The 24569-nt window shown below is 74.7% G+C and carries 24 protein-coding genes and 1 riboswitch; of the genes, 22 read left to right on the plus strand and 2 right to left on the minus strand.

Annotated elements, in window-relative coordinates:
* Positions 1-61 precede the first annotated feature (61 nt).
* The 14 genes from AC0OO9_RS25565 (at position 62) to AC0OO9_RS25630 (ending at position 15574) form a co-directional block, all read left to right on the plus strand.
* The gene (locus AC0OO9_RS25565; RefSeq protein ID WP_484512939.1) at positions 62-1081 is read left to right on the plus strand and encodes a quinone-dependent dihydroorotate dehydrogenase; all 1020 of its coding nucleotides are present in this window, start codon (positions 62-64) and stop codon (positions 1079-1081) included.
* Complete coding sequence (locus AC0OO9_RS25570) at positions 1078-2352, plus strand: adenosylmethionine--8-amino-7-oxononanoate transaminase (RefSeq protein WP_484512941.1); 1275 nt, start codon at positions 1078-1080, stop codon at positions 2350-2352. Before AC0OO9_RS25565 ends, AC0OO9_RS25570 begins: the two co-directional genes overlap by 4 nt.
* Positions 2353-2459: 107 nt before the next feature.
* Positions 2460-3299: an orotidine-5'-phosphate decarboxylase gene (gene pyrF / locus AC0OO9_RS25575; protein ID WP_484512943.1), complete on the plus strand. Its 840-nt coding sequence runs from the start codon at positions 2460-2462 to the stop codon at positions 3297-3299.
* 175 nt (positions 3300-3474) lie between these two features.
* Positions 3475-3792, plus strand: coding sequence for an integration host factor, actinobacterial type (gene mihF / locus AC0OO9_RS25580; RefSeq protein WP_007458370.1), 318 nt, complete (start codon positions 3475-3477; stop codon positions 3790-3792).
* A gap of 25 nt (positions 3793-3817) precedes the next feature.
* A complete protein-coding gene (locus AC0OO9_RS25585) occupies positions 3818-4351 on the plus strand; it encodes a nucleoside/nucleotide kinase family protein (protein ID WP_484512945.1) in 534 nt (177 codons plus the stop codon).
* 46 nt (positions 4352-4397) lie between these two features.
* Positions 4398-4661: a DNA-directed RNA polymerase subunit omega gene (gene rpoZ / locus AC0OO9_RS25590; protein WP_007075826.1), complete on the plus strand. Its 264-nt coding sequence runs from the start codon at positions 4398-4400 to the stop codon at positions 4659-4661.
* A 14-nt stretch (positions 4662-4675) separates the two neighbouring features.
* Positions 4676-5884 carry a bifunctional phosphopantothenoylcysteine decarboxylase/phosphopantothenate--cysteine ligase CoaBC gene (gene coaBC / locus AC0OO9_RS25595; protein WP_311414453.1) on the plus strand — a complete coding sequence of 403 codons (1209 nt, stop codon included), beginning with the start codon at positions 4676-4678 and terminating at the stop codon, positions 5882-5884.
* 88 nt (positions 5885-5972) lie between these two features.
* Entirely contained in the window at positions 5973-7166 is a 1194-nt protein-coding gene (metK, locus tag AC0OO9_RS25600; protein WP_091632919.1) for a methionine adenosyltransferase, read from the plus strand.
* Between the two features lie 71 nt (positions 7167-7237).
* A complete protein-coding gene (locus AC0OO9_RS25605; protein WP_484518044.1) occupies positions 7238-9295 on the plus strand; it encodes a primosomal protein N' in 2058 nt (685 codons plus the stop codon).
* Between the two features lie 257 nt (positions 9296-9552).
* Positions 9553-10536 carry an AAA family ATPase gene (locus AC0OO9_RS25610; protein WP_421458280.1) on the plus strand — a complete coding sequence of 328 codons (984 nt, stop codon included), beginning with the start codon at positions 9553-9555 and terminating at the stop codon, positions 10534-10536.
* A 146-nt stretch (positions 10537-10682) separates the two neighbouring features.
* Complete coding sequence (gene def / locus AC0OO9_RS25615; protein ID WP_132240175.1) at positions 10683-11243, plus strand: peptide deformylase; 561 nt, start codon at positions 10683-10685, stop codon at positions 11241-11243.
* Positions 11244-11247: 4 nt separating this feature from the next.
* Positions 11248-12174 carry a methionyl-tRNA formyltransferase gene (gene fmt / locus AC0OO9_RS25620; RefSeq protein WP_484512947.1) on the plus strand — a complete coding sequence of 309 codons (927 nt, stop codon included), beginning with the start codon at positions 11248-11250 and terminating at the stop codon, positions 12172-12174.
* Positions 12129-13667, plus strand: a complete 1539-nt coding sequence (locus AC0OO9_RS25625) for an RsmB/NOP family class I SAM-dependent RNA methyltransferase (RefSeq protein ID WP_484518045.1) — start codon at positions 12129-12131, stop codon at positions 13665-13667. Before fmt ends, AC0OO9_RS25625 begins: the two co-directional genes overlap by 46 nt.
* 164 nt (positions 13668-13831) lie before the next feature.
* On the plus strand, positions 13832-15574 hold the full coding sequence (locus AC0OO9_RS25630) for a M28 family peptidase (protein WP_484512949.1): 1743 nt from the start codon (positions 13832-13834) through the stop codon (positions 15572-15574).
* A gap of 43 nt (positions 15575-15617) precedes the next feature.
* On the opposite strand, the gene AC0OO9_RS25635 is transcribed toward AC0OO9_RS25630, so the two are convergent.
* Positions 15618-16508 carry a septum formation family protein gene (locus AC0OO9_RS25635; RefSeq protein ID WP_484512950.1) on the minus strand — a complete coding sequence of 297 codons (891 nt, stop codon included), beginning with the start codon at positions 16506-16508 and terminating at the stop codon, positions 15618-15620.
* Between the two features lie 110 nt (positions 16509-16618).
* Complete coding sequence (locus AC0OO9_RS25640) at positions 16619-17506, minus strand: septum formation family protein (RefSeq protein WP_484512952.1); 888 nt, start codon at positions 17504-17506, stop codon at positions 16619-16621.
* Positions 17507-17754: 248 nt separating this feature from the next.
* On the opposite strand from AC0OO9_RS25640, the gene rpe reads away from it, so the two are divergent.
* The 8 genes from rpe (at position 17755) to AC0OO9_RS25680 (ending at position 24539) form a co-directional block, all read left to right on the plus strand.
* Positions 17755-18435: a ribulose-phosphate 3-epimerase gene (gene rpe / locus AC0OO9_RS25645; protein ID WP_357579344.1), complete on the plus strand. Its 681-nt coding sequence runs from the start codon at positions 17755-17757 to the stop codon at positions 18433-18435.
* A 1-nt stretch (position 18436) separates the two neighbouring features.
* A complete protein-coding gene (locus AC0OO9_RS25650; protein WP_121395205.1) occupies positions 18437-19393 on the plus strand; it encodes a GGDEF domain-containing response regulator in 957 nt (318 codons plus the stop codon).
* An 81-nt stretch (positions 19394-19474) separates the two neighbouring features.
* A riboswitch (FMN riboswitch) is annotated at positions 19475-19648 on the plus strand.
* Positions 19649-19808: 160 nt separating this feature from the next.
* On the plus strand, positions 19809-20870 hold the full coding sequence (gene ribD, locus AC0OO9_RS25655) for a bifunctional diaminohydroxyphosphoribosylaminopyrimidine deaminase/5-amino-6-(5-phosphoribosylamino)uracil reductase RibD (protein ID WP_484512954.1): 1062 nt from the start codon (positions 19809-19811) through the stop codon (positions 20868-20870).
* A gap of 1 nt (position 20871) precedes the next feature.
* On the plus strand, positions 20872-21552 hold the full coding sequence (locus AC0OO9_RS25660) for a riboflavin synthase (RefSeq protein WP_484512956.1): 681 nt from the start codon (positions 20872-20874) through the stop codon (positions 21550-21552).
* Positions 21552-22247 carry a nicotinamide riboside transporter PnuC gene (gene pnuC / locus AC0OO9_RS25665; RefSeq protein WP_484512958.1) on the plus strand — a complete coding sequence of 232 codons (696 nt, stop codon included), beginning with the start codon at positions 21552-21554 and terminating at the stop codon, positions 22245-22247. The genes AC0OO9_RS25660 and pnuC overlap by 1 nt, the downstream gene beginning before the upstream one ends.
* Before the next feature lie 156 nt (positions 22248-22403).
* A complete protein-coding gene (locus tag AC0OO9_RS25670) occupies positions 22404-23669 on the plus strand; it encodes a bifunctional 3,4-dihydroxy-2-butanone-4-phosphate synthase/GTP cyclohydrolase II (protein ID WP_484512960.1) in 1266 nt (421 codons plus the stop codon).
* A 2-nt stretch (positions 23670-23671) separates the two neighbouring features.
* Positions 23672-24169, plus strand: coding sequence for a 6,7-dimethyl-8-ribityllumazine synthase (ribH, locus tag AC0OO9_RS25675; RefSeq protein ID WP_484512962.1), 498 nt, complete (start codon positions 23672-23674; stop codon positions 24167-24169).
* A 106-nt stretch (positions 24170-24275) separates the two neighbouring features.
* Complete coding sequence (locus tag AC0OO9_RS25680; RefSeq protein WP_088947482.1) at positions 24276-24539, plus strand: phosphoribosyl-ATP diphosphatase; 264 nt, start codon at positions 24276-24278, stop codon at positions 24537-24539.
* Positions 24540-24569: the final 30 nt, after the last annotated feature.

The following is a 24569-nucleotide window of genomic DNA, read 5'->3' on the forward strand; positions in this document are numbered from 1 at the left end:
TGTTGCCGGCCGGCACGGCGTGTCGCGGCGACAACTTCATGATCGACGGGGGTGGTCGGTCGTGATGTTCGAGCGGGTGGTCCGGCCGGGGTTGTTCCGGATCGGCGGCGGGGACGCCGAGGCGGCGCACGAGTGGACGTTGCGGCGGCTGGCGGGGTTGTCCCGCCGGCCGGCGGCGCTTGGGGTGTTGCGGGCCCGGTATGCCGTGCGGGCGCCGCGGAGGGTGTTCGGCGTCGAGTTCCCCAACCCGGTCGGGCTGGCCGCCGGGATGGACAAGGACGGCGCGGCCCTGCCGGCCTGGCCGGCGCTGGGCTTCGGCTTCGTCGAGGTCGGCACGGTCACCGCGCACCCACAGCCGGGTAATCCCCGGCCCCGGCTGTTCCGGCTGCCCGGCAGCGAGGCCGTGGTGAACCGGATGGGCTTCAACAACGCCGGCGCCGAGGCCCTCGCGGCCCGGCTCGCGGCGCTGCCGCGCCCGATCGGCGTGCCGCTGGGCATCTCGCTCGGCAAGTCCAAGGTGACCCCGCTGGACGAGGCGGTGGCGGACTACCAGGCCTCCTACCGGGCGTTGCGGGCGCACGGCGACTACTTCGCGGTCAACGTCTCCTCGCCGAACACCCCGGGGCTGCGCTCGCTGCAGGACCGGGCGCACCTGGACGCCATCCTGGCGGCGCTGGTGGGGGAGAAGCCGGTGCTGGTGAAGATCGCCCCGGACCTCACCGAGCCGGCGATCGCCGAGCTGCTGGAGGTCTGCCTGGCCCGGGGCGCGGCCGGGGTGATCGCCACGAACACCACGCTGGCCCGCGACGGCCTCGCCCCGGCGGACCGGGCGCGCGGCGCGGAGACCGGCGGCCTGTCGGGTCGCCCGCTCGCCGACCGCGCCCGCGAGGTGGTCGCCTTCGTGCACCGGGAGGCCGGCGGGCGGCTGCCGGTGATCGGCGTCGGGGGCATCGTGGACCCGGACGCGGCGGCCCGGATGTTCGACGCCGGCGCCGCCCTGGTGCAGCTCTACACCGGCTTCATCTATCGCGGCCCGGCCCTGGTCCGCGCCGCCGCCCGCGCCACGGGGACGGGCGGGTGACCCCCGAGGAGGTCCTGGCCGCCGACCGGGCGCACGTGTGGCACCCGTACGCGGCCCTGCCGCCGGCGAGCGCGCCCTACGTGGTGGAGGGCGCGGCGGGCGTACGGCTGCGGCTGGCCGACGGCCGGGAGCTGGTCGACGGGATGTCGTCGTGGTGGGCGGCGATCCACGGCTACCGGCACCCGGTGCTCGACGCGGCCGTGACCGACCAGCTCGGCCGGATGAGCCACGTGATGTTCGGCGGGCTCACCCACGAGCCCGCGGTCCGCCTGGCGGCCACCCTGGTCGAGCTGGCCCCGGACGGGCTGGAGCACGTCTTCCTGGCCGACTCCGGCTCGGTCGGCGTCGAGGTCGCGATCAAGATGTGCCTGCAGTACCAGCGCGCCACCGGCCGGCCGCAGCGCCGCCGGCTGGGCACCTGGCGGGGCGGCTACCACGGCGACACGTTCCACCCGATGAGCGTCTGCGACCCCGAGGGCGGCATGCACCACCTCTGGGGCGACGTGCTTCCCCGGCAGGTCTTCGCCCCCGTGCCGCCCGGCGGCTTCGACACCCCGCCCGAGCCGGCCTACGAGGCGGCCCTGGTGGAGGCGGTCGAGCGGCACGCCCACGAGCTGGCCGCCGTCGTCGTGGAGCCGGTGGTCCAGGGCGCCGGCGGGATGCGCTTCCACCATCCGCACTACCTGCGGGTGCTGCGCGAGGCGACCCGGGCGCACGGCGTGCTGCTGATCTTCGACGAGATCGCCACCGGCTTCGGCCGCACGGGCACGATGTTCGCCGCCGAGCACGCCGGGGTGGTGCCCGACGTGATGTGCGTGGGCAAGGCGCTCACCGGCGGGTACCTGACGCTTGCCGCCACGCTCTGCACGGCGGAGGTCGCCCGGGGCATCTCCGCCGGCGGGGTGCTGGCGCACGGCCCGACGTTCATGGGCAACCCGCTGGCCTGTGCGGTCGCCAACGCCTCCCTCGGCCTGCTGCGGGCCGGCGACTGGGCGGGGCGGGTGGCGAGGGTGCAGGCGGGCCTGCGGGCCGGCCTGGAGCCGTTGCGCGGCGCCCCGGGGGTGGCCGACGTAAGGGTGCTCGGGGCGATCGGCGTGGTCCAGCTGGACCACGAGGTGGACCTGCCCGCCGCCACCGCCGCGGCGGTCGCGGAGGGGGTCTGGCTGCGGCCGTTCCGTGACCTGGTCTACACCATGCCGCCGTACGTCACCGACGACGCCGACCTGGCCCGGATCGCCGCCGGGGTCGCCGCCGCGGTGCGGGCCGGCTGAGCCGCCGGTCACGGTCCGGTGGGAGTACGCGGGCGCACGCGCCGCCCGCGACAGGAGCGTGCCCCGGCGGCGGACGCCCCGGGTGCCGAGGAGAGGGAGAGAACCGGATGGAGAGCTTCGGCGCCCGCCTGCACCGGGCCGTCAGCGAGCGGGGTCCGCTCTGCGTCGGCATCGACCCGCACCCGGGGCTGCTGGCCCGCTGGGGGCTTGACGACGACATCCGGGGGCTTGACCGGTTCGCCCGGACGGTCACGGACGCCCTCGGTGACCGGGTCGCGGTGATCAAGCCCCAGTCGGCCTTTTTCGAGCGGTTCGGCTCGAAAGGTATCGCGATTCTTGAGTCAACTATCCGACAGTTACGCGAGGCCGGCTCGCTCGTTCTGCTGGACGTCAAGCGCGGCGACATCGGCTCGACCGTCGCCGCGTACGCCTCGGCGTACCTCGACCCATCCAGCCCGGTCCATGTGGACGCGGTGACGGCGAGCCCGTACCTCGGCGTCGGCGCGCTCGCCCCGATGTTCGAACTGGCCGCCGAGCACGGCGGCGGGGTCTTCGTGCTGGCGCTCACCTCCAACCCCGAGGGCGCCGCCGTGCAGCGCGCGCGCACCGCCGACGGACGCACCGTCGCGCAGACCGTGATCGACGAGATTTCCCAGCTCAACGCGGGTGCGCAGCCACTCGGCAGCGTCGGGCTGGTGGTCGGCGCGACCATCGGTGACACCGGTCACGACCTGTCCGCCGTGAACGGTCCGCTGCTCGCTCCGGGCCTCGGCGCGCAGGGCGCCACGGCGGCCGATCTGCGCGTCGTCTTCGGCTCCGCCCTGCCCGCGGTGCTGCCCTCGTACTCCCGCGAGGTGCTGGGCGCGGGCCCGGATCCGGACGCGCTGCGGGCCGCCGCCGACCGCGCCCTGACCGGCTGCCGGGCCGCCCTCGCCCCTGGTGACTGACTGATGGCTCGGTCACCTTTGTGAAGATCATCGCGCGTCCACGTTGCCGAATGCGCCGTCGACCGCTAGTTTTCCCCGCGCTGGGAACCACGGACCCCTTGGTTCACAGCGACACCACGTTTCACAGATGCGGCGGTGCGTCCCGCCCGTCGCGATAGGGACCTGAGGAGAACTGGTGCCGCTCCCGTCACTGACCCCCGAACAGCGCGCTGCCGCGCTGGAGAAGGCCGCGGAGATCCGCAAGGCCCGTGCTGAGCTGAAGGAGCAGCTCAAGCAGGGCAAGACCACCCTCGGAGCCGTCCTCGAGCGTGCCGAGTCCGACGACGTCGTCGGCAAGCTCAAGGTCTCCGCCGTGCTGCAGGCGATGCCGGGTATCGGCAAGATCCGGGCCACCCAGATCATGGAGAAGCTCAAGATCGCCGACAGCCGTCGCCTGCGTGGCCTCGGCGAGCAGCAGCGCAAGGCACTGCTTGGAGAGTTCGCCGCCAACTGAGCCTGGCTGCGTGTAGAAACAAGCAGTGAGCACGGATGACGAGGCGCGCCCGGCGGCTCGGCTCACTGTCCTGGCGGGGCCTTCGGGCTCCGGCACGGAGAGTGTCGTCGAGCGCGTCCGGGCGCGTTCTCCGTCCGTGTGGGTTCCGGTGCCGGCCACCACGCGCTCCCGCCGGGAGAGCGAGCTGGACGGCGTCGACCGGCTCTTCCTGACCCCCGCCGGGTTCGACCGGATGGTCGCCGCCGGGGAGCTGCTGGAGTGGAGCCGGGCCGGGCCGTACCGGCGCGGCACCCCCCTCGAACCGGTGCGCGCCCGGCTCGCCGCCGGGCAGCCGGTGCTGATCGGCCTCGACCTGGCGGGCGCGCTGCTGGTCCGGGCGGTGCTGCCCGATGCCCGGCTGGTGCTGCTGCACCCGCCGGGGCGCCTCCCCCCGCAGGTCACACCGGCCGCCTTCGAACACACCCTCGCGCACGACCTCACCGGGCGGGTCGTCGACGAGCTGGTAGGCTTGTCCGGTTCTTCTTTCCTGGCTCCGGCGCCACCGCACATGCGCGGTTGACCGCCAGCACCGCCAAGCGCGGTGCGATAGACGCAGAGGTTAATTCGTGGGATCCATCGCAAACCCCGAAGGCATCACCAACCCGCCGATCGACGAGCTCCTCGAGAAGACGACCTCGAAGTACGCGCTGGTGATCTTCGCCGCCAAGCGCGCGCGCCAGGTCAACGCCTACTACAGCCAGCTCGGTGAGGGTCTGCTGGAATACGTCGGCCCGTTGGTCGAGACCACGCCGCAGGAGAAGCCCCTCTCCATCGCCATGCGCGAGATCAACGCGGGCCTGCTCACCGCCGAGCCGACCGACCAGCCGTAATCCGCCCCGCGTCGATGTCCCCCCGGATCGTCCTCGGGGTCGGCGGTGGCATCGCCGCCTACAAGGCGTGCGAGCTGCTGCGGCTCTTCACCGAGTCGGGCCACCAGGTCCGGGTCGTGCCGACCGCGTCGGCGTTGCGCTTCGTCGGGGCCCCGACCTGGGCGGCGCTCTCCGGCCAGCCCGTCGCCGACGACGTCTGGTCGGACGTGCACGAGGTGCCGCACGTCCGGCTCGGTCAGCAGGCCGACCTGGTGGTGGTCGCGCCGGCCACCGCCGACCTGCTGGCCAAGGCCGCCCACGGCCTCGCCGACGACCTGCTCACCAACACGCTGCTGACCGCCCGCTGCCCGGTCGTGCTGGCCCCGGCCATGCACACCGAGATGTGGGAGCACCCGGCCACCGTCGCCAACGTCGCGACGCTGCGCTCCCGGGGCGTGCGCGTCGTCGAGCCCGCCGTCGGCCGGCTCACCGGCGCCGACACCGGCAAGGGCCGGCTGCCCGACCCGGCGGAGATCTTCGCGGTCGCCCGCCGGGCCCTCGCGCGGGGCGTCGGGGCCCCCGCCGACCTCGCCGGGCGGCACGTGGTGGTGACCGCCGGCGGCACCCGCGAGCCCCTCGACCCGGTCCGCTTCCTGGGCAACCGCTCCTCGGGCAAGCAGGGCTACGCCTTCGCGCGCTGCGCCGTGGCCCGGGGCGCCCGGGTCACCCTGATCTCGGCCAACGTCTCGCTGCCCGACCCCGCCGGCGTCGACCTGGTCCGCGTCGGCACCACTGGCGAGCTGCGCGACGCCACGCTCGCGGCGGCGGCCGACGCCGACGCGGTGGTGATGGCGGCGGCTCCGGCCGATTTCCGCCCCGCGACCTACGCGCCTGGCAAAATCAAGAAGTCGGACGACGGCAGCGCGCCCACCATCGAGCTCGTCACCAACCCGGACATCGCGGCCGAGCTGGGCCGGCGCCGTCGACCGGAGCAGGTGCTGGTGGTGTTCGCCGCGGAGACGGGCGACGCCGAGGCCAACGGCCGGGCCAAGCTCGCCCGCAAGCGGGCGGACCTCGTCGTGATCAACGAGGTCGGGTCCGACAAGGTCTTCGGCGCCGAGACCAACGCGGCGACGGTCATCGGCGCGGACGGTTCGGTCAGCCGGATGCCCGAGCGGTCCAAGGAGGACCTCGCCGACGGCGTCTGGGATCTCGTGGTGGCCCGGTTGCCCGGCCGTTCCTGACGGCTGGAAACGGGCACGACCGAAGAGGCCAGGCTCTGACGCGGATGACTACACTGCCGCGGAACGACTTCCACAATTTAGGAGTGCCGTGACACGCCGCCTCTTCACTTCCGAATCGGTCACGGAAGGCCACCCGGACAAGATCGCCGACCAGATCAGCGACGGCATCCTCGACGCCCTGCTCGCCGAGGACCCCCGCAGCCGCGTCGCCGTGGAGACCCTGATCACCACCGGTCAGGTGCACATCGCGGGCGAGGTGACCACCAAGGCGTACGCCGACATCCCGACCATCGTCCGTCGGACCATCCTCGACATCGGCTACGACTCGTCGAAAAAGGGCTTCGACGGCGCCTCGTGCGGCGTCAGCGTCTCCATCGGGGCCCAGTCCGAGGACATCGCGCAGGGCGTCGACAACGCCTTCGAGCTGCGTACCGGGGCGTCGGAGAGCGCGCTGGACGCCCAGGGCGCCGGCGACCAGGGCATGATGTTCGGCTTCGCCTGCTCCGAGACGCCGGAGCTGATGCCGCTGCCGATCGCCCTGGCGCACCGGCTGGCCCGGCGGCTCTCCCAGGTCCGCAAGGACGGCACGATCCCGTACCTGCGCCCCGACGGCAAGACCCAGGTCACGATCGAGTACGAGGGGCTGCGCCCCGTCCGGCTCAACACGGTCGTCGTCTCCAGCCAGCACGCGGCGGACATCTCGCTGGACTCGCTGCTCACCCCCGACGTGCGCGAGCACGTCATCGCTCCGGAGCTGGAGAGCCTCGGGCTCGACACCGAGGGCTACCGGCTGCTGGTCAACCCGACCGGCCGGTTCGAGATCGGCGGGCCGATGGGCGACGCCGGCCTGACCGGCCGCAAGATCATCGTCGACACCTACGGCGGCTACGCCCGGCACGGCGGCGGCGCGTTCTCCGGCAAGGACCCGTCGAAGGTGGACCGCTCGGCGGCGTACGCGACGCGCTGGGTTGCCAAGAACGTGGTCGCCGCCGGCCTGGCCGAGCGGTGCGAGGTCCAGGTCGCGTACGCGATCGGCAAGGCCCACCCGGTCAGCCTCTTCGTCGAGACGTTCGGCACCGAGACCGTGCCGGTCGCCTCGATCGAGAAGGCCGTCTCCGAGGTCTTCGACCTGCGCCCGGCCGCCATCATCCGGGACCTGAACCTGCTCCGCCCGATCTACCAGCAGACCGCCGCCTACGGCCACTTCGGCCGGGAGCTGCCGGACCTGACCTGGGAGAGCACCGACCGGGCCGCCGACCTCAAGTCGGCCGCGGGAGCCTGACCGGCACCAGGCGCAGCGACCGGCGACCCGCGGACGGGTCGCCGGTCGCTCGTGTCTGCGTCGACGTCCCCCTGGCCCACCTGGACCGCCCGTTCGACTACCTCGTCCCGGCCGAGCTGGACGCCGACGCCGTCCCCGGCGTACGCGTGAAGGTCCGCTTCGCGGGGCAGCTCGTCGACGGCTGGCTGCTGGAGCGGGCCGACGACTCGGGGCACACCGGCCGCCTGGCGTACCTGGAGAAGGTCGTCTCGCCCGAGCCGGTGCTCGCGCCGGAGGTCGCCCGGCTGGCCCGGGCGGTCGCGGACCGCTACGCCGGCAACCTCGCCGACGTGCTCCGCCTCGCCGTCCCACCCCGGCACGCCCGCGTGGAGAAGGACGTCCGCGCCCGCGCCGCGGCCCCCGACGAGAACCCCGCGGCCCCCGACGAGAACCCCGCGGCCCCCGACGAGGACCCCGCGGCCCCCGACGAGGGCCCCGCCGCCCCCGACGTGGACCCCGCCGCACCGGCGGAGGCCACCGGCGGGGACCCGCCACGACCCGGCCCGGCCCCGGCGGACCCCGTCGCGCCGGCCGGGCCCGGTCCCGACGCCTGGCGGGACTACCCGGCCGGGCCGGCCCTGCTCCGGGCGCTCGCCGACGGCCGGGCCGCCCGGGCCGTCTGGTCGGCGCTGCCGGGGGAGGACTGGCCCGCCCGGTACGCCGAGGCCGTCGCCGCCACCGTGGCCGGCGGCCGGGGCGCGGTGGTGGTCGTCGCCGACAACCGCGACCTGGACCGTCTCGACGCCGCCCTGCACGACGCCCTGGGCCCGGGGCGGCACGTCTGCCTCTCCGCCGCGCTCGGTCCCGCCCGGCGCTACCGGGCGTTCCTCGCCGCCCGGCGCGGCGACGTGGCGGTGGTGGTCGGCACCAGGGCCGCGATGTTCGCCCCGGTCGCCCGGCTCGGGCTGGTGGCGATCTGGGACGACGGCGACGACCTGCACGCCGAACCCCGGGCCCCCTATCCGCACGCCCGGGAGGTGCTGCTCACCCGCGCCCAGCTCGGCGACGCCGCGGCGCTGGTGGGCGGCTACACCCGCACCGCCGAGGCGCAGCTGCTGGTGGAGACCGGATGGGCCCGCGAGGTGGTGGCCGACCGGGCCACCCTCCGGGCCCGGATGCCGGCGATCGCGCCGACGGGCGACGACCCGCAGCTGGCCCGGGACCCCGGGGCGGCCACCGCACGGCTGCCCAGCCTGGCCTGGACCACCGCCCGGGACTCGCTCCGGGCGGACCTGCCGGTGCTGGTGCAGGTGCCCCGCCGCGGCTACCTGCCGTCGGTGGCCTGCGCCGAGTGCCGCACCCCGGCCCGGTGCCCGCACTGCGCCGGCCCGCTCGCGCTGCCCTCCGCCGAGGGCACCCCGGCCTGCCGCTGGTGCGGGCGGGTCGCCGCCGCGTACGCCTGCCCGGAGTGCGGCGGGCGGCGGCTGCGCGCCTCCGTCACCGGCGCCCGGCGCACCGCCGAGGAACTGGGCCGGGCCTTCCCCGGCGTGCCGGTGCGTACCTCCGGGCGGGAGGAGGTGCTGGCCACGGTCCCGGGCGGCGCCGGCCTGGTCATCGCCACCCCCGGCGCCGAGCCGGTCGCCGACGGTGGCTTCGGGGCGGTGCTGCTGCTCGACTCGTGGGCCCTGCTCACGCGGGCCGACCTGCGGGCGGGGGAGGAGGCGCTGCGCCGCTGGCTGGCGGCCGCCGCGCTGGCCCGTCCCGCCGCCGCCGGCGGCCGGGTGGTGGTGGTCGCCGACGGGGCCCTCGCCCCCGTACAGGCGCTGCTGCGCTGGGACGCCGGCTGGTTCGCCGCCCGGGAGCTGGCCGAACGGCGGGAGCTGGGCTTCCCACCCGCGGTGCGGATGGCCAGCGTGACCGGCCTGCCGGCCGCCGTGGCCGACCTGCTGGCCGAGGCCCGGCTGCCGGCGGAGGCCGAGCTGCTCGGGCCGGTGCCGGCCGACGGGGAGCGCGAGCGGATGCTGGTCCGGGTCCCCCGGGCCCGGGCCGGCGCGCTGGCCGGCGCGCTGCACTCGGCGGCGGGGGTGCGCACCGCCCGCAAGGCCGCCGAGCCGGTCCGCCTCCAGGTCGACCCGCTGGCCCTCTTCTGACCGACGGCCCGGCCGATCCGGCGCCGCACCCACCGCCCGACCTGGCCCGTCGTCGCACGCCGTGTCCGGCGGTGTGTCGACACGCGGGTGATAGCATCGCCCGTCATGCCCGGGCGTACGACGGCTCCAGGTCGCGGCACGGCGCCACACCGCGCCGAGCCGGGGTCGTCGCAGGATCGCGCGACGATGGCGGGAGCGCGTCGGTTCGGCGCGGTGTCGATGATTCCAAACAGCCGGTGATCAGGGGTGGACCAGTCGTGACCGTTCGTCAGTCGATCGTCTTCAATGGTGACCTCGGCAGCGGCAAGAGCACCGTCTCCGTGGTGATCGCCGAGCGGCTCGGCCTGCGCCGGGTCAGCGTCGGTGACCTCTACCGCCAGATGGCGCAGGAGCGGCAGATGACCGCGCTCCAGCTCAACCTGCACGCGGAGCTGGACCAGGCCGTCGACGGCTACGTCGACCAGCTCCAGCGGGACATCGCGGCCTCGGGCGAGCGGCTCGTCATGGACTCCCGGCTGGCCTGGCACTTCTTCACCGACGCGCTCAAGGTGCACATGATCACCGAGCCGGGCGAGGCGGCCCGACGGGTGCTCGCCCGCCCCTCCGGCCCGGCCGAGAGCTACGCCTCGATGGAGGAGGCCAAGGCCAAGCTGCTGGAGCGCAGCGAGAGCGAGCGGGGCCGGTTCATCGTCCGCTACGGGGTGGACAAGGCCCGGCTGCGCAACTACGACCTGATCTGCGACACCACCCGCGCCTCGGCCTCCGAGGTCATCGAGCACATCATCGACGCGTACGAGGGTCGGCTGTGCGCGGACGTGCTGCGCGACGCTCCGCCGCTGCTGCTGCTCGACCCGGCCCGCGTCTACCCGACCGAGGACATCGCCCACCTGCGCGACCTGTGGGACTCGGAGTTCGTCGGCGAGGTGGCCGCCGCCGGCGACGAGGCGCTGGAGCCCCTGCGGATCGGCTACACCGGCGAGTACTTCTTCGTCGTCGACGGGCACCGCCGCCTCAGCGCCGCCCTCCAGAACGGCTTCCGCCTGGTGCCGGCCCAGCTCGTCGCCGAGGTGGACGAGCCGGTGGTCGGCGGGATGAGCGCGGTGGACTACTTCGCCGCCCAGGCCCGGCCCGGTCTGATCCACGACTGGGAGGCCGCCCACTCCATCGAGCTGCCGTTGCCCGAGCACGCCCTGCTCGGCGGCGACGCGGTCCTGGCGGGGGAGCCGGGCACCGCAGTCTGAGCCGCTTCCCGTGCGGTGATGGGCGCCTCCCGGTGACCATCGACACGCGACGGGCCGCGCCGCTTCGCGGTACGCCGGCCGGGGCGGCCGACGGCACTCCGTAGACTGGTACGGCACCAGTCCGCCCGCCGAAGGAGCCATGCCGAGTGACCGTCCAGCCCATCCGTCTGTTCGGGGATCCGGTGCTGCGCACGCCGGCCGATCCGGTGGTCGACTTCGACGTCGAGCTGCGCAAGCTCGTCGCCGACCTGACCGACACGATGCGTGAGCAGAACGGCGCCGGCCTCGCCGCGCCGCAGCTCGGTGTGGGCCTGCGGGTGTTCACCTTCGACGTTGACGACGTGGTCGGCCACCTGGTCAACCCGGTGCTGGAGTTTCCCGACGCCGAGGAGCAGGACGGCCCCGAGGGCTGCCTGTCCATCCCCGGCCTCTACTTCGACACCAAGCGCCGGCAGAACGTGATCGCCAAGGGCTTCAACGGCTACGGCGACCCGATGCAGATCGTCGGCACCGGTCTGATGGCCCGCTGCGTGCAGCACGAGACCGACCACCTCGACGGGGTGCTCTTCGTGGACCGGCTGGACCCGGCCGGGCGCAAGGAGGCGATGAAGGCGATCCGCCAGGCGGAGTGGTACGACCCGACCACCCCACCGACGGTCAAGCTCAACCCCCACGCCTCGGGCAGCCCCTTCGGCCTGGGGCGGTGAGCCGGTGCGCGTGATCTTCGCCGGCACGCCGGCCGTCGCCGTTCCCGCCCTGGCCGCCGTGGCCGCCTCCCGGCACGAGCTCGTCGCCGTGGTCACCCGGCCGGACGCCCCCGCCGGGCGCGGTCGCGGGCTGGTTCGCTCCCCGGTGGGGGCGTGGGCCGACGAGCACGGGATCGAGGTGCTCACCCCCGCCCGGCCGCGTGAGCCGGAGTTCCAGGACCGGCTGCGCGAGCTGGCCCCCGACTGCGTCCCCGTGGTCGCCTACGGCGCGCTGGTGCCGCCGGCCGCCTTGGAGATCCCCCGCCACGGCTGGATCAACCTGCACTTCTCGCTGCTGCCCGCCTGGCGCGGGGCCGCGCCCGTGCAGCACGCCGTGCTGCACGGCGACGAGCTGACCGGGGCGAGCGTGTTCCAGCTGGAAGAGGGGCTGGACACCGGTCCGGTCTACGGCACGCTGACCGACGAGATCCGCCCGGCCGACACGTCCGGCGACCTGCTGGAGCGGTTGGCCCACTCCGGCGCCGGCCTGCTGGTGGCCGTCCTCGACGCGATCGACGACGGCACGGCCCGGGCCGAGCCGCAGCCCGCCGACGGGGTGTCGCTGGCGCCGAAGCTGACCGTGGAGGACGCCCGGGTGCGCTGGTCCGATCCCGCCTTCGCGGTGGACCGGCGGATCCGGGCCTGCACTCCGGCGCCCGGCCCGTGGACGACGTTCCGGGGCGAGCGCGTCAAGCTGGGCCCGGTCACCCCGGTGCCCGACGGCCCGGAGTTGAAGCCGGGCGAGCTGCTGGTGGAGAAGTCCCGGGTGCTGGCCGGCACGGCCACCATCCCGGTGCGGCTCGGCGAGGTCCGGGCGGCGGGCAAGCGGGCGATGCCGGCGACCGACTGGGCGCGGGGCGTCCGGGTCGCCGCGGGGGAGGAAGTCGCGTGACGGGCACTTCGGAACGGCCCTCGGGCGACCGCTCCTCCGGCGAACGGCGCGGTGAGCGGCCGGCGCGGGGCGGCCAGTGGGGTGCCCGGTCTGGCGGTGACCGCCGCGACGGCGGCCGACGTCCCCCGGCCCGCCCGGCGGTGGACCTGCCCCGCCAGGTGGCCTACGAGGCGGTCGCGGCGGTGCACCGGGACGACGCGTACGCCAACCTGGTGCTCCCGTCACTCCTGCGCGACGCGGGGCTGGTCGGCCGGGACGCCGCCTTCGCCACCGAGCTGACCTACGGCACGCTGCGCCACCTCGGCACCCTCGACGCGATCCTCGGCGACGCCGCCGGGCGGGACGTGCAGCGCATCGACCCGCCGGTGCGCGACGCGCTGCGGCTCGGGGCCTACCAGCTCCTGCACACGCGGGTGCCGGCGCACGCCGCCGTCTCCTCGACCGTCGACCTGGTCAAGTCGGTGGGTGTTGGCGCGACGGGCTTCGCCAACGCGGTGCTGCGCGAGGTGGCCGGCCGCGACGCCGACGCCTGGGTGGCCAAGCTGGCCCCGTCGGCGGAGAGCGACCCGATCGGGCACCTGGCCCTGGCGTACAGCCATCCGCAGTGGATCGTGCGGGCCTTCGCCGAGGCGCTCGGCGGCGACCTGGGCGAGACCACCCGGCTGCTCATCGAGGACAACGAGCGCCCGCCGGTGCACCTGTGCGCCCGGCCCGGGCTGGCCGATCCGGCGGAGCTGGCCGACGAGGCAGGCGGCGCGCCGGGGGCCTTCTCCCCGTACGCGGTCTATCTCTCCGGTGGGGCGCCCGGCGACCTGCCGGCGCTCGCGCAGGGGCGCGCCCACGTGCAGGACGAGGGCTCCCAGCTGGTGGCCAACGCCCTGGCGGTGGCCCCGCTCGACGGCCCGGACGGGCGCTGGCTGGACCTGTGCGCCGGGCCGGGTGGTAAGGCGGGCCTGCTCGGCGCCCTCGCCGCCCAGCGGGACGCGCGGCTGACCGCGGTCGAGGTCTCGGAGCACCGGGCCCGGCTGGTCGAGCAGGCCACCCGGGGCCTGCCCGTGAGCGTGCTGAACATTGACGGCCGCACCGTCGGCGCGGACCCGAAGCTGCCGGAGGCGCACTTCGACCGGGTGCTCGTCGACGCGCCCTGCACGGGGCTGGGGTCGCTGCGCCGCCGCCCGGAGTCGCGCTGGCGGCGCCAGCCCTCGGACCTGCCGCCGCTTACCCGGTTGCAGCGTGAGCTGCTCGCCGCGGCGCTGCGCGCCGTCCGGCCGGGCGGGCTGGTCGCCTACGTGACGTGCTCCCCGCACACCGTGGAGACGCACGTGACGGTGACCGAGGCGGCCCGCCGCTCCGGCGTGCCGGTCGACTTCGTCGACGCCCGACCGCTGCTGCCGGCGGGCATGCCCGGCCTCGGCGACGGGCCGACGGTGCAGCTGTGGCCGCACCGGCACGGCACCGACGCGATGTTCCTCGCGATGCTCCGCCGCACCTGAGCGGGGCGCACGGGACAGACCGGTCCGCCCCGCCCGGGGCGGGCCGGCGACGCCCGGGGCCGTCGTGCGCACCGCGCGCCGGCGGCGGGAATCGCCGTCCCTCCACTGTCTCCCCAAAACGCGCTCCAAGGTGGCATCATGTCGTCACCTATCGAGGAGTGTCCATGAAACGAAGAGTCCTGACCGTCGGTGCCGCACTCGCCGTCTTCGCCGCCGCCGCGGTCGCACCGGCCGTCGGGCCGGCGTCGGCGGCCCCGTCCGTCGGTGTGCTCGCGCCCGCCGCGCAGGCCCTGGCGGCGCCGGACATCGCGGTGGCCAACGTCCAGGCCCACCTCACGCAGTTCCAGACCATCGCCACCCAGAACGGCGGCAACCGGCGGGCCGGGTCCGCCGGCTACACGGCCTCCGTCGCGTACGTCAAGGCGAAGCTCCAGGCCGCCGGTTACACGGTCACCGAGCAGGTCTGCACCGACTGCACGTACCGGTCGAACAACCTGATCGCCGAGTGGCCGGGCGGCCCCGCCGACCAGGTCGTCATGTTCGGCTCGCACCTCGACGGCGTCTCCGCCGGCCCGGGCATCAACGACAACGCCACCGGATCGTCCGCGCTGCTGGAGAACGCGCTGGTGCTGGCCCAGCAGAACCCGACGATGACCAAGCGGGTCCGGTTCGCCTGGTGGACCGACGAGGAGCAGGGCCTCAACGGCTCGGACTTCTACGTCCGCTCGCTGAGCGCCACCCAGCGGGGCTACATCAAGGGCTACTACAACTTCGACATGATCGGCTCCGTCAACGGCGGCTACTTCATCAACCGGATCACCTCCGCCACCGCCGCCCCGCTGAAGGCGTACTGGGACTCCCTGAACATCCAGCCCGAGGAGAACGTCGAGGGCCAGGGACGCTCCGACGACTACCCGTTCGCGCAGGCCGGCATCCAGACCTCCGGGTACGCCGCGGGCGCCAGCGCCCGGAAGACCTCGGCGCAGGCCACCAAGTGGGGCGGCACGTCCGGCTCGGCGTACGACCCCTGCTACCACCGGTCCTGCGACACCACCTCGAACGTCAGCGCCACGGTGCTCAACCGCAGCGCCGACGGGATCGCGTACGCCATCTGGCAGCTCGCCGTGGGCTCGGCGACCAACGACTTCTCCGTCGCGGTGAGCCCGACGTCGGGCTCGGTGCAGCGGGGCACGTCGACCACGGCGACGGTCTCCACGGCCACCACCGCCGGCACGGCCCAGACGGTCGGCCTGTCGGCGACCGGCCTGCCGGCCGGCGTCACCGCCTCGTTCAGCCCGTCGTCGGTCACCTCCGGCGGCTCCGCCACCCTGACGCTCAGCGCGTCGGCCTCGGCGACGCTGGGCACCTACACCGTCACGGTCACCGGCGCGGGCTCCGGGGGCGTCTCGCGTTCGGCCAGCTACACCCTGACCGTCGGCGGCAGCGGCGGGTGCTCAGGTGGGCAGCTCATCGGCAACGGCGGGTTCGAGAGCGGCTCGTCGCCGTGGACGGCGTCGTCGGGCGTGATCACCAACGACACCCGCCAGCCGGCGCGGACGGGCTCGTACAAGGCGTGGCTGCTGGGCTACGGCTCGACGCGGACGGAGACGCTGTCGCAGTCGGTGACGATCCCGGCGGGCTGTGCGAGCTACACGCTGTCGTTCTGGCTGCACGTCGACACGGCGGAGACGACGGCGAGCACCGCGTACGACCGGTTGGTGGTGCAGGTGGGCTCGACGACGCTGGCGACGTACTCGAACCTGAACGCGGCGGCGGGCTACACGCAGCGGTCGTTCAACGTGGCCGCGTACGCGGGCCAGACGGTGACGCTGAAGTTCACCGGCACGGAGGACGCCTCGTTGCAGACCAGCTTCGTCGTCGACGACGTGACGCTGCAGGCCAGCTGACACACCACGGGGTCGGGGCGGTCGGCCACGCCGACCGCCCCGCTCAGGTGACCGGCAGGCCCTTCGTGCCGGCGCCCTTCACCGACCGGGTGAGGTTGCGGTCGCTGACCCACAGGAAGCACTGCACGCCCCGGTTGCCGTTGCGCCACTCCCGCTCGAACGGGTGGTAGTAGATCGAGCCGGCCCGGTACTGCAGGTCGCCGTTGTCCGGCACCTTCGCGTACTTCGCGATGAGCGTCCGGCACGCCCGGTGCACCTTCCGGGTGTCCCGGCCGAAGTCGTCGTAGCTGGTGTCGGGGGCCTGCCACACCCCGACGAACTCGGCGCGGTGCTTGCTGGTGCAGGCGACCGGCACCATCTCCCGCACCTCGTCGGCCCGCGTCTTGGGGTTGAAGCAGCGGTGGGCGAGCGGGGCGGCGCCGGTCAGCGCGCCCTTCAGGCTGCCCGTGCGGGCCTTCGCGGCGGCCTCGTCGAGGCTGGTCTGCTCGCTCAGGTCGCAGCGGAACCAGCGGGCGCCGCCGCCCCACGCCTGCGGCGACGGCAGCACCACGCTCAGCCCGAGCCGGCCCGAGCGCCAGTCGCCGCCGACCACCTCGTTGACCTTCGCGTCGCACTCGGCGCGGGCGGCGCGCATGCCGGCCGAGCCGGCCGGCGGGGGCGTGACCCGGTCGGCTCCCGCCCCGGTCAGCGTGCCGACGTGCACGGTCTCCGTGCGGTGCGACACGGCGCAGTCGACGGGGTGGTAGGCGGTGAGGTAGCCGACGTCCTGCACGCCGGCGTGGCAGACCCCGGCGGCGGGCACGAACGCCTGCGGCGCGGCGGGCGCCGGCCAGTCGTCGGTCAGGTCACGGTCGGTGCCGGCCGGGGTGCCGCAACCGGCGAGCGTCAGGGCCGCCACCGCGCCCACCGTGGCCGCCGTCCACCACCGTCGCATCCCGACCTCCCGCCGTTCGTGGGCCGCACCCGGCGGCGGCCAGCGCGGCGGTCCCGCCGGCGCGGAGGCGGCCGGACACGCCACGGTGCGGCAGCATACGGCACCCCCGCTCAGCTCGCGGGCAACCCTTGCGGGCCGGCGCCCCGCATGGAGCGGGTCAGCTTCCGGTCGTCGCTCCACAGGAAACAGCGCACGCCCCGGTCGCCCTCCTGCCACTCCCGCTGCGACGGGGGATAGAAGATCGAGCCCGCCCGGTACGGCAGGTCGCTGTTGACGGGCACCTCGGCGAAGGCGGCGATGAGCGCCATGCAGCGCGTGTGCGCCTGCCGGTGGGACCGGCCGAACTCGGCCCAGGTCATGTCCCGCTCCAGGTAGACGCCGACGAACTCAGCGCGGTGCGGCTCGGTGCACAGCACCGGCGCCATGTAGTTCAGGTTGTCGCCGATCAGCTTGGGGTCGAAGCAGCGGTGCAGCAGCGGGGAGTCGCCGATCATCGCGCCGCGCAGGCTGCCCGTGCGGTTCACCGGCCGGGTGTTGTCGATGCTGCCGGTCTCGCTCAGGTCGCAGCGGAACCAGCGGGCGCCCGCGCGCCACGCGGGGGCGGAGGGCAGGGCGACGGTGAGGGTGACGCGGGCGGCGTGCCAGTCGCCGCCGAGCACCTCGCGGGCACGCTGGTCGCACTCGGCGCGGGCGGGCCGCAGGGTCGCGGAACCCGGTTCGGGCCGGTCGCCGTCGGCGGCCGGCCCGGCGAACCTGCCCACGTGCACGGTCTCGGCCAGGTGGTTGCGGGAGCAGTCCACCGCCTCGTAGGTGCGGGCCTGCACGACGGCGGTGATCCGGGGCAGGCAGGCGTCGGTGGCCGGCACGAACAGCTGCGGCGCCCGCAGCGCCGGCCAGTCGTCGGTGAGGTCGCCGTCGGAGCCGCCCGGTCGTACGCAGCCGGAGAGCAGGACCGTCAGCGTGCCGGCCAGCGCCAGCGCCGCGAGCCACCGTCGCATCGTCCGCCCTTTCCGGGAGCTGACGCGTCGACCGCCGCCGGGGCACCGCGCGGGCGTGCGGCTCACGTCACCGTCCCTGATGGAGTCTCGCCGCGTTTCCGTCGTCCGGCCAGTCACGGATGGCCCTTCGTCCGGTTTCGCCGAGCCGGGAGGACCAATTCTGCACCACTGGTCACCGTCGGGTCACCGGGTGTCCCGTTGGTGGCCGCGCTGCGGGCGGCCGTCGGCCACGTTCGTACACTGGCCCGGTGACCGTACCGCCGCCGATCGTCGCGCCCAGCATCCTCGCCGCCGATTTCGCCCGCCTCGCCGAGGAGGTCCGCGCCGTCGAGAACGCCGCGGACTGGCTGCACGTGGATGTCATGGACAACCACTTCGTGCCCAACCTGACCATCGGGCTGCCCGTGGTGCAGAGCCTGCGGGCCGCCACCGAGCTGCCCTTCGACGTGCACCTGATGATCGAGGACCCGCGCCGCTGGGCGCCCGGCTACGCCGATGCCGGGGCGTACAACGTCACCTTCCACGCCGAGGCGTGCGACGACCCGGTGGCCCTGGCCAAGGACCTGCGCTCGGCGGGGGCCAAGGCGGGGCTGGCGATCGACCGGGACACCCCGATCGAGCCGTACCTGGAGCTGCTGCCGAGCTTCGACACGCTGCTGATCATGACCATCAAGGCCGGCTTCGGCGGGCAGCGGTTCATCCCGCAGCTGCTGGACAAGGTGCGTGCGGCCCGCCGGCACGTCGACGCCGGCCACCTGGAACTGCGCATCGAGGTCGACGGCGGCATCGCCGCCGACACCATCGCCCAGGCGGCCGAGGCGGGGGCCGACGCGTTCGTCGCCGGCACCGCCGTCTACGGCGCCGACGACCCCGCCGAGGCCATCCGGAAGCTGCGGGCACTCGCGGAACACGCCGCCCCCGGGGCCTGACGTGGAACCGGCCGGCGACCGCCCGGACGTCATCCTCGTCGTGGACGACGACGAGGACATCGCGCGTTTCGTCGCGTTCAACCTCCGGCTGCACGGCTTCGAGGTGATCCACGCCAGCGACGGGCAGGAGGCGCTCGAGGTGATCGAGCGCCAGCGACCCGACCTGGCGGTGGTCGACCTGATGATGCCGCGCATCGACGGGTTGGAACTGACCCGGCGGCTGCGCGCCGACCCGATGACCTCGGCCCTGCCGGTGATCATGCTGACCGCCAAGGGCATGACGGTGGACAAGGTGCACGGGCTCAGCGCCGGCGCCGACGACTACCTGGTCAAGCCCTTCGACACCGCCGAACTGGTCGCCCGGGTCAGCTCCACGCTGCGCCGCAACAAGGAGTTCCGCGAGGTCTCGCCGCTGACCGGGCTGCCCGGCAACAGCCGGATCCGCCGGGAGATCTCCGACCGCGTCCGCAGCGGGGTCGACTACGCCGTCGGCTACATCGACATCGACCGGTTCAAGAGCGTCAACGACCGGTACGGCTTCGTCCGCGGCGACGACTTCATCTCGGCCCTGGCCCGCAGCCTGCACCGGGCGGTGGTCTCGGTCGGGCTGCCGCCGGCCTTCCTGGGGCACGTCGGCGGCGACGACTTCGTCATCGTCTGCGCCCCGGAGCAGGTCCGGCCGCTCACCTCCCGGGTCTCCGCCGACTTCGAGAAGGCCGCCGACTCGCTCTACGACCCGGTCGACGCCGCGCGCGGCTACGTGGAGCTGAAGGACCGCCGGGGCAACATCCGGCGCGCCGCCCTGGTGACCCTGTCGATCGGCGTGTCCCTCTCCGACTCCGGCAAGCGGTTCACCGACCCGCTGGAGGCGATCGCGGTCGCCTCCGAGATGAAGACGGTGGCCAAGAGTCAACCCGGCTCGTACGTGGCGGTGGACCGCCGGCGCGGGGTTACCTGATTCGTGCGCTGTTGCTGTGAAGTACCACGCCCGGGTGGCGCGACCCCCCGTCCGGCGTGTAACACTTCCCGTGTACCCACCACGCGCTGGCGGGACTCGGTGTAATTCCGAACCGGCGGTGATCCACGGTGTGACCGTGGTAAGCCCGCGACCCGGTCGGCCTCGTGCCGCCCGGTGGACCTGGTGAGAATCCGGGGCCGACGGTTGGGAGCGGGAAACCCCGCCCCCAGACAGTCCGGATGGGAGACAGCGCGCGGGACGGACGGGCCCTGCCCGGCCGCTGAGTTCAGCGTGCCGTGCGCGCCCCCCGGGGCGGCCCCGCCGTACCCGGATCTCCGCCGCCGCACGCTCGCGGCCCCATGCCGTTGCCTCCCGTGCCCGCCCGCGCGTCGATCGGCGAGTGAGAGGGCAGGGCATGGCCGGCGTCTCCGTGGACGAGGCGATGCGTCGCGCGGTGGAACTCGCCGCGCGCGGTCTCGGCACGACCAGCCCCAATCCGGTGGTCGGCTGCGTGCTGCTCGACGCCGGGGGGCAGGTGGTCGGCGAGGGGTTCCACGCCTACGCCGGGGGGCCGCACGCCGAGATCGTCGCGCTCGCCCAGGCGGGGGAGCGGGCCCGTGGTGGCACCGCCGTGGTCACCCTGGAACCCTGCGACCACACCGGTCGCACGGGCCCCTGCAGCACCGCGCTGGTGCGCGCCGGCGTCGCGCGGGTCGTCATCGCCGTGCCCGACCCCAACCCGCTCGCCACCGGGGGCGCCGCCACGTTGCGCGCCGCCGGGATCCAGGTCGACACGGGGGTACGCGCGTGCGAGGCGGAGGCCGGCAACGTCGCCTGGCTCACCTCGATGCGCCGGGGCTGGCCGTACGTGATCTGGAAGTTCGCCGCGACGGTGGACGGCCGGTCGGCGGCGGCCGACGGCACCAGCATGTGGATCACCTCCGAGGCCGCCCGGATGGACGTGCACGCGCTGCGCGGCACCGTCGACGCGGTGCTCGCCGGGGTCGGCACGGTCCTCGCCGACGACCCCCGGCTCACCGCCCGCAACCTGCGCGACGGCACGCTCGCCATCCGGCAGCCGCTGCGGGTCGTGGTGGACACCGAGGGCCGTACGCCTGCCGACGCCCGCGTCCGCGACGGCGCGGCGCGCACGTGGATCGCCACCGCGGCGGAGGTCGGCACCGGGCCCGACGGCCGGGTCGACCTGCCGGCGCTGCTCGCCGCGCTGCACGGGCGGGGGATCCGCGCCGCGCTGCTGGAGGGCGGCCCGAAGCTGGCCGGCGCCTTCCTGGCCGCCGGCCTGGTCGACAAGATCGTCGGCTACGTCGCGCCCCGGCTGCTCGGCGCCGGCCCGACCGCCCTGGTCGACGCCGGGGTGAACACCATCGCCGAGGCCATCGACCTGGAGTTCGTCGACGTCACGCAGGTCGGACCCGACCTGCGGATCACCGCGCTGCCCCGGAAGAGGGAGGGCTGACATGTTCACCGGCATCGTCGAGGAGTTGGGTGAGGTCGTCCGGATCACGGAGACGGCGGGTGACTCGGCGCTGGTCGCGGTCCGCGGCCCGCTGGTCACCTCGGACGCCCGGCACGGCGACTCGATCGCGGTCAACGGCGTCTGCCTGACCGTGGTCGACGTCTCCGACGGGACCTTCACCGCGGACGTGATGGGGGAGACGCTGCGCCGCTCCGCGCTGGGCGCGCTGCGGGCCGGCGACCCGGTCAACCTGGAGCGGGCCGCCGCGCTGGGCAGCCGCCTCGGCGGGCACCTCGTGCAGGGGCACGTCGACGGCGTCGGCGAGGTGATCGCCCGCGAGCCGGCCGCGCAGTGGGAGACGGTCCGGTTCCGGCTGCCCGCCGCCCTCGCCCGGTACGTGGTGGAGAAGGGTTCGATCACAGTCGACGGCGTCTCGCTGACCGTCGCCGGCGTCGGCCCGGACTGGTTCGCGGTCGGCCTGATCCCGACCACGCTGAAGCTGACCACCCTCGGCGTCCGGGGCGTCGGCGACCCGGTCAACCTCGAGGTGGACGTGCTCGCCAAGTACGTCGAGCGGCTGCTCGGCGCCCGGCTGGCCGATCCCGCCGTTCCCGACGCCGGCCCTCCTGGGCTGCCGGTCGCGGGTCTGCCGGGCGCCGCCACGACGGGCGGGGCGGCCTGATGGGCCCGCTCGGCTGGCTGCTCCACGCGCAGGTCGACATCGCCGGGTCGCCGGTGCTGGTCCGGGAGATCGTCGGCAACGGGTTCGGGCTGGCGTCGGCGGTGTTCGGCCTGCGCCGGCTGGTCTGGGCCTGGCCCGTCGGCATGATCGGCAACGCGCTGCTGTTCACCGTCTTCCTGGGCGGCGTCTTCGCCACCCCGCAGGCGCACGACCTCTACGGGCAGGCGGGCCGGCAGGTCTTCTTCTTCTCGCTCAGCGTCTACGGCTGGTGGCGCTGGTCGCGCAACCGCCGACACGGCGGCGGCGACGGGGGCGCGGTGGCGCCCCGCTGGGCCACCGGCCGGGAACGGCTCGCCCTGCTGGCCGCGGCCGGGATCGGCACCGCCGCGGCGTACCCGCTGCTCGCCGCGCTCGGCTCCTGGGGGCCGCTGCCGGACGCCTGGATCCTCACCGGCAGCCTGCTCGCCACGTACGGCATGGCGCGCGGCTGGGTGGACTTCTGGCTCATCTGGATCGCCGTCGACGCGGTCGGCGTGCCGCTGCTGCTGCGCGGCGGGTTCTACCCCTCGGCCGCCATGTACCTCGTCTACGGCGCCTTCTGCGCCTGGGGCCTGGTCGCCTGGTGGCGCACCTCGCGGGCCGCCCGCCCGGCGCCCGCCCCGATCCCGTCGACCTACTCGGAGGCCGTGGCATGAGCGAGCGGAGCGAGCGAATCATCAGGCTCGGTGTGGTGGTGCCTCATGGCGGCACGGAGCGAAGCGGAGTGCCGGCATGAGCGAGCGGAGCGAGCGAATCATCAGGCTCGGTGTGGTGGTGCCTCATGGCGGCACGGAGCGAAGCGGAGTGGCGGCATGAGCACCTTTGCGAGCATCGAGCAGGCGGTGGCGGACATCGCCGCCGGCCGGCCCGTCGTCGTGGTCGACGACGCCGACCGGGAGAACGAGGGCGACCTGATCTTCGCCGCCGAGCTGGCGACGCCGGAGCTGCTCGCCTTCATGGTGCGCCACACGTCCGGCTACATCTGCGCGCCGCTGACGGAGAGCGAGTGCGACCGGCTGGACCTGCCGCCGCAGCACCACACCAACCAGGACCGGCGCGGCACCGCCTACACGGTGACCGTCGACGCCCGGGAGGGGATCGGCACCGGCATCTCGGCCGCCGACCGGGCGCACACCATCCGGCTGCTCGCCGATCCCGGCACCGGCCCGGCCGACCTGGCCCGGCCCGGGCACGTGGTGCCGCTGCGGGCCCGCGAGGGCGGCGTGCTGCGCCGGCCGGGGCACACCGAGGCCGCGATCGACCTGACCCGGCTGGCCGGGCTGCGCCCCGCCGGCGTGCTCTGCGAGCTGGTCAACGACGACGGCACCATGATGCGGGTGCCCGACCTGGAGAAGTTCTGCGCCGAGCACTCCCTGACCCTGGTCACCATCGCCGACCTGGTCGCGTACCGGCGGCGGACCGAGAAGCAGGTCGAGCGGGTCGCCGACGCCCGGATGCCCACCCGGCACGGCGTGTTCCGGGCCCTGGGCTACCGCAGCGAGCACGACTCGGCCGAACACGTGGCCCTGGTCACGGGCGAGATCGGCGACGGGCGCGACGTGCTGGTGCGGGTGCACTCCGAGTGCCTCACCGGGGACGTGTTCGGCTCGGTGCGCTGCGACTGCGGCCCGCAGCTCGACGCCGCCCTGGACCGGGTCGCCCGGGAGGGGCGGGGCGTGGTGCTCTACGTACGCGGCCACGAGGGGCGCGGCATCGGCCTGCTGCACAAGCTCCAGGCGTACCAGCTCCAGGACCAGGGCCGGGACACGGTCGACGCCAACCTCGACCTCGGCCTGCCGGCCGACGCCCGCGACTACGGCACCGGCGCGCAGATCCTCTACGACATCGGGGTGCGCTCGATGCGGCTGCTCACCAACAACCCGGCCAAGCGCGCCGGCCTGGAGGGCTACGGGCTGACCGTCACCGGCCGCGAGGGGCTGCCGGTGCGCCCGCACCCGGAGAACGTGCGCTACCTGCGCACCAAGCGGGACCGGATGGGGCACCTGCTGGACGAGCTGGACGAGGTGACCGAGGCCCCGATGGGCCGCCCGGTCCTCGGCGACGAGATCGGAGCGTAGGCATGGCGGGTTTCGGTGAACCGGGGGTGACGGCGGTGGACGCCGCCGGGATGACCGTCGGCGTGGTCGCGGCGCGCTGGCACGGCGAGCTGACCGACCACATGCTCGACCGGGCGGTCGCCGCCGCCGAGGCGTGCGGGGCCCGGGCGGTCACCGCCCGGGTGGCCGGCTCGGTCGAGCTGCCCGTGGTGGCCCAGGCCCTCGCGCGGCGCTGCGACGTGGTGGTCGCGCTCGGCGTGGTGATCCGCGGCGCCACCGCCCACTTCGACTACGTCTGCCGCTCGGTCACCGACGGGCTGACCCGGGTGGCGCTGGACGAGGGCAAGCCGGTCGCGCACGGCGTCCTGACCGTCGACAACCTCGCGCAGGCCCGGGACCGGGCCGGGCTGCCCGGCTCGGCGGAGGACAAGGGCTGGTCGGCCACCGTCGCCGCCCTCGACGCCGCCCTGGCCATCCGCGCCCTCGCCAGCAACGGCCACCGGGTCGGCTTCGGCGGCTGACCCCCGACCGACCGGGACCGCGCCGCCGTCGTGCCGCGTTCCCGGTCGGTGAGCGGGGCCTGACCCGGCGCACCGGCGCCGTCGGGGCGGCTGGAAGAATCGCGGCGTGAAGACGTTCGAGGAGTTGTTCGCCGAGCTGCAGGCCAAGGCCGCCGCGGGCACCCCCGGCTCGGGCACGGTCGCCGCGCTCGAGAAGGGCGTGCACTTCATCGGCAAGAAGGTCGTCGAGGAGGCGGCCGAGTCGTGGATGGCCGCCGAGCACGAGGGGCCGGAACGCACCGCCGAGGAGATCTCCCAGCTGCTCTACCAGGTCCAGGTGCTGATGCTGGCCAGCGGCCTCGACCTGAAGGACGTCTACCGACATCTGTGAGTGCGCCCCGTCGTTGATCAGTTTTCGATC

The organism is Micromonospora sp. USAFONa4 (assembly GCF_057197825.1).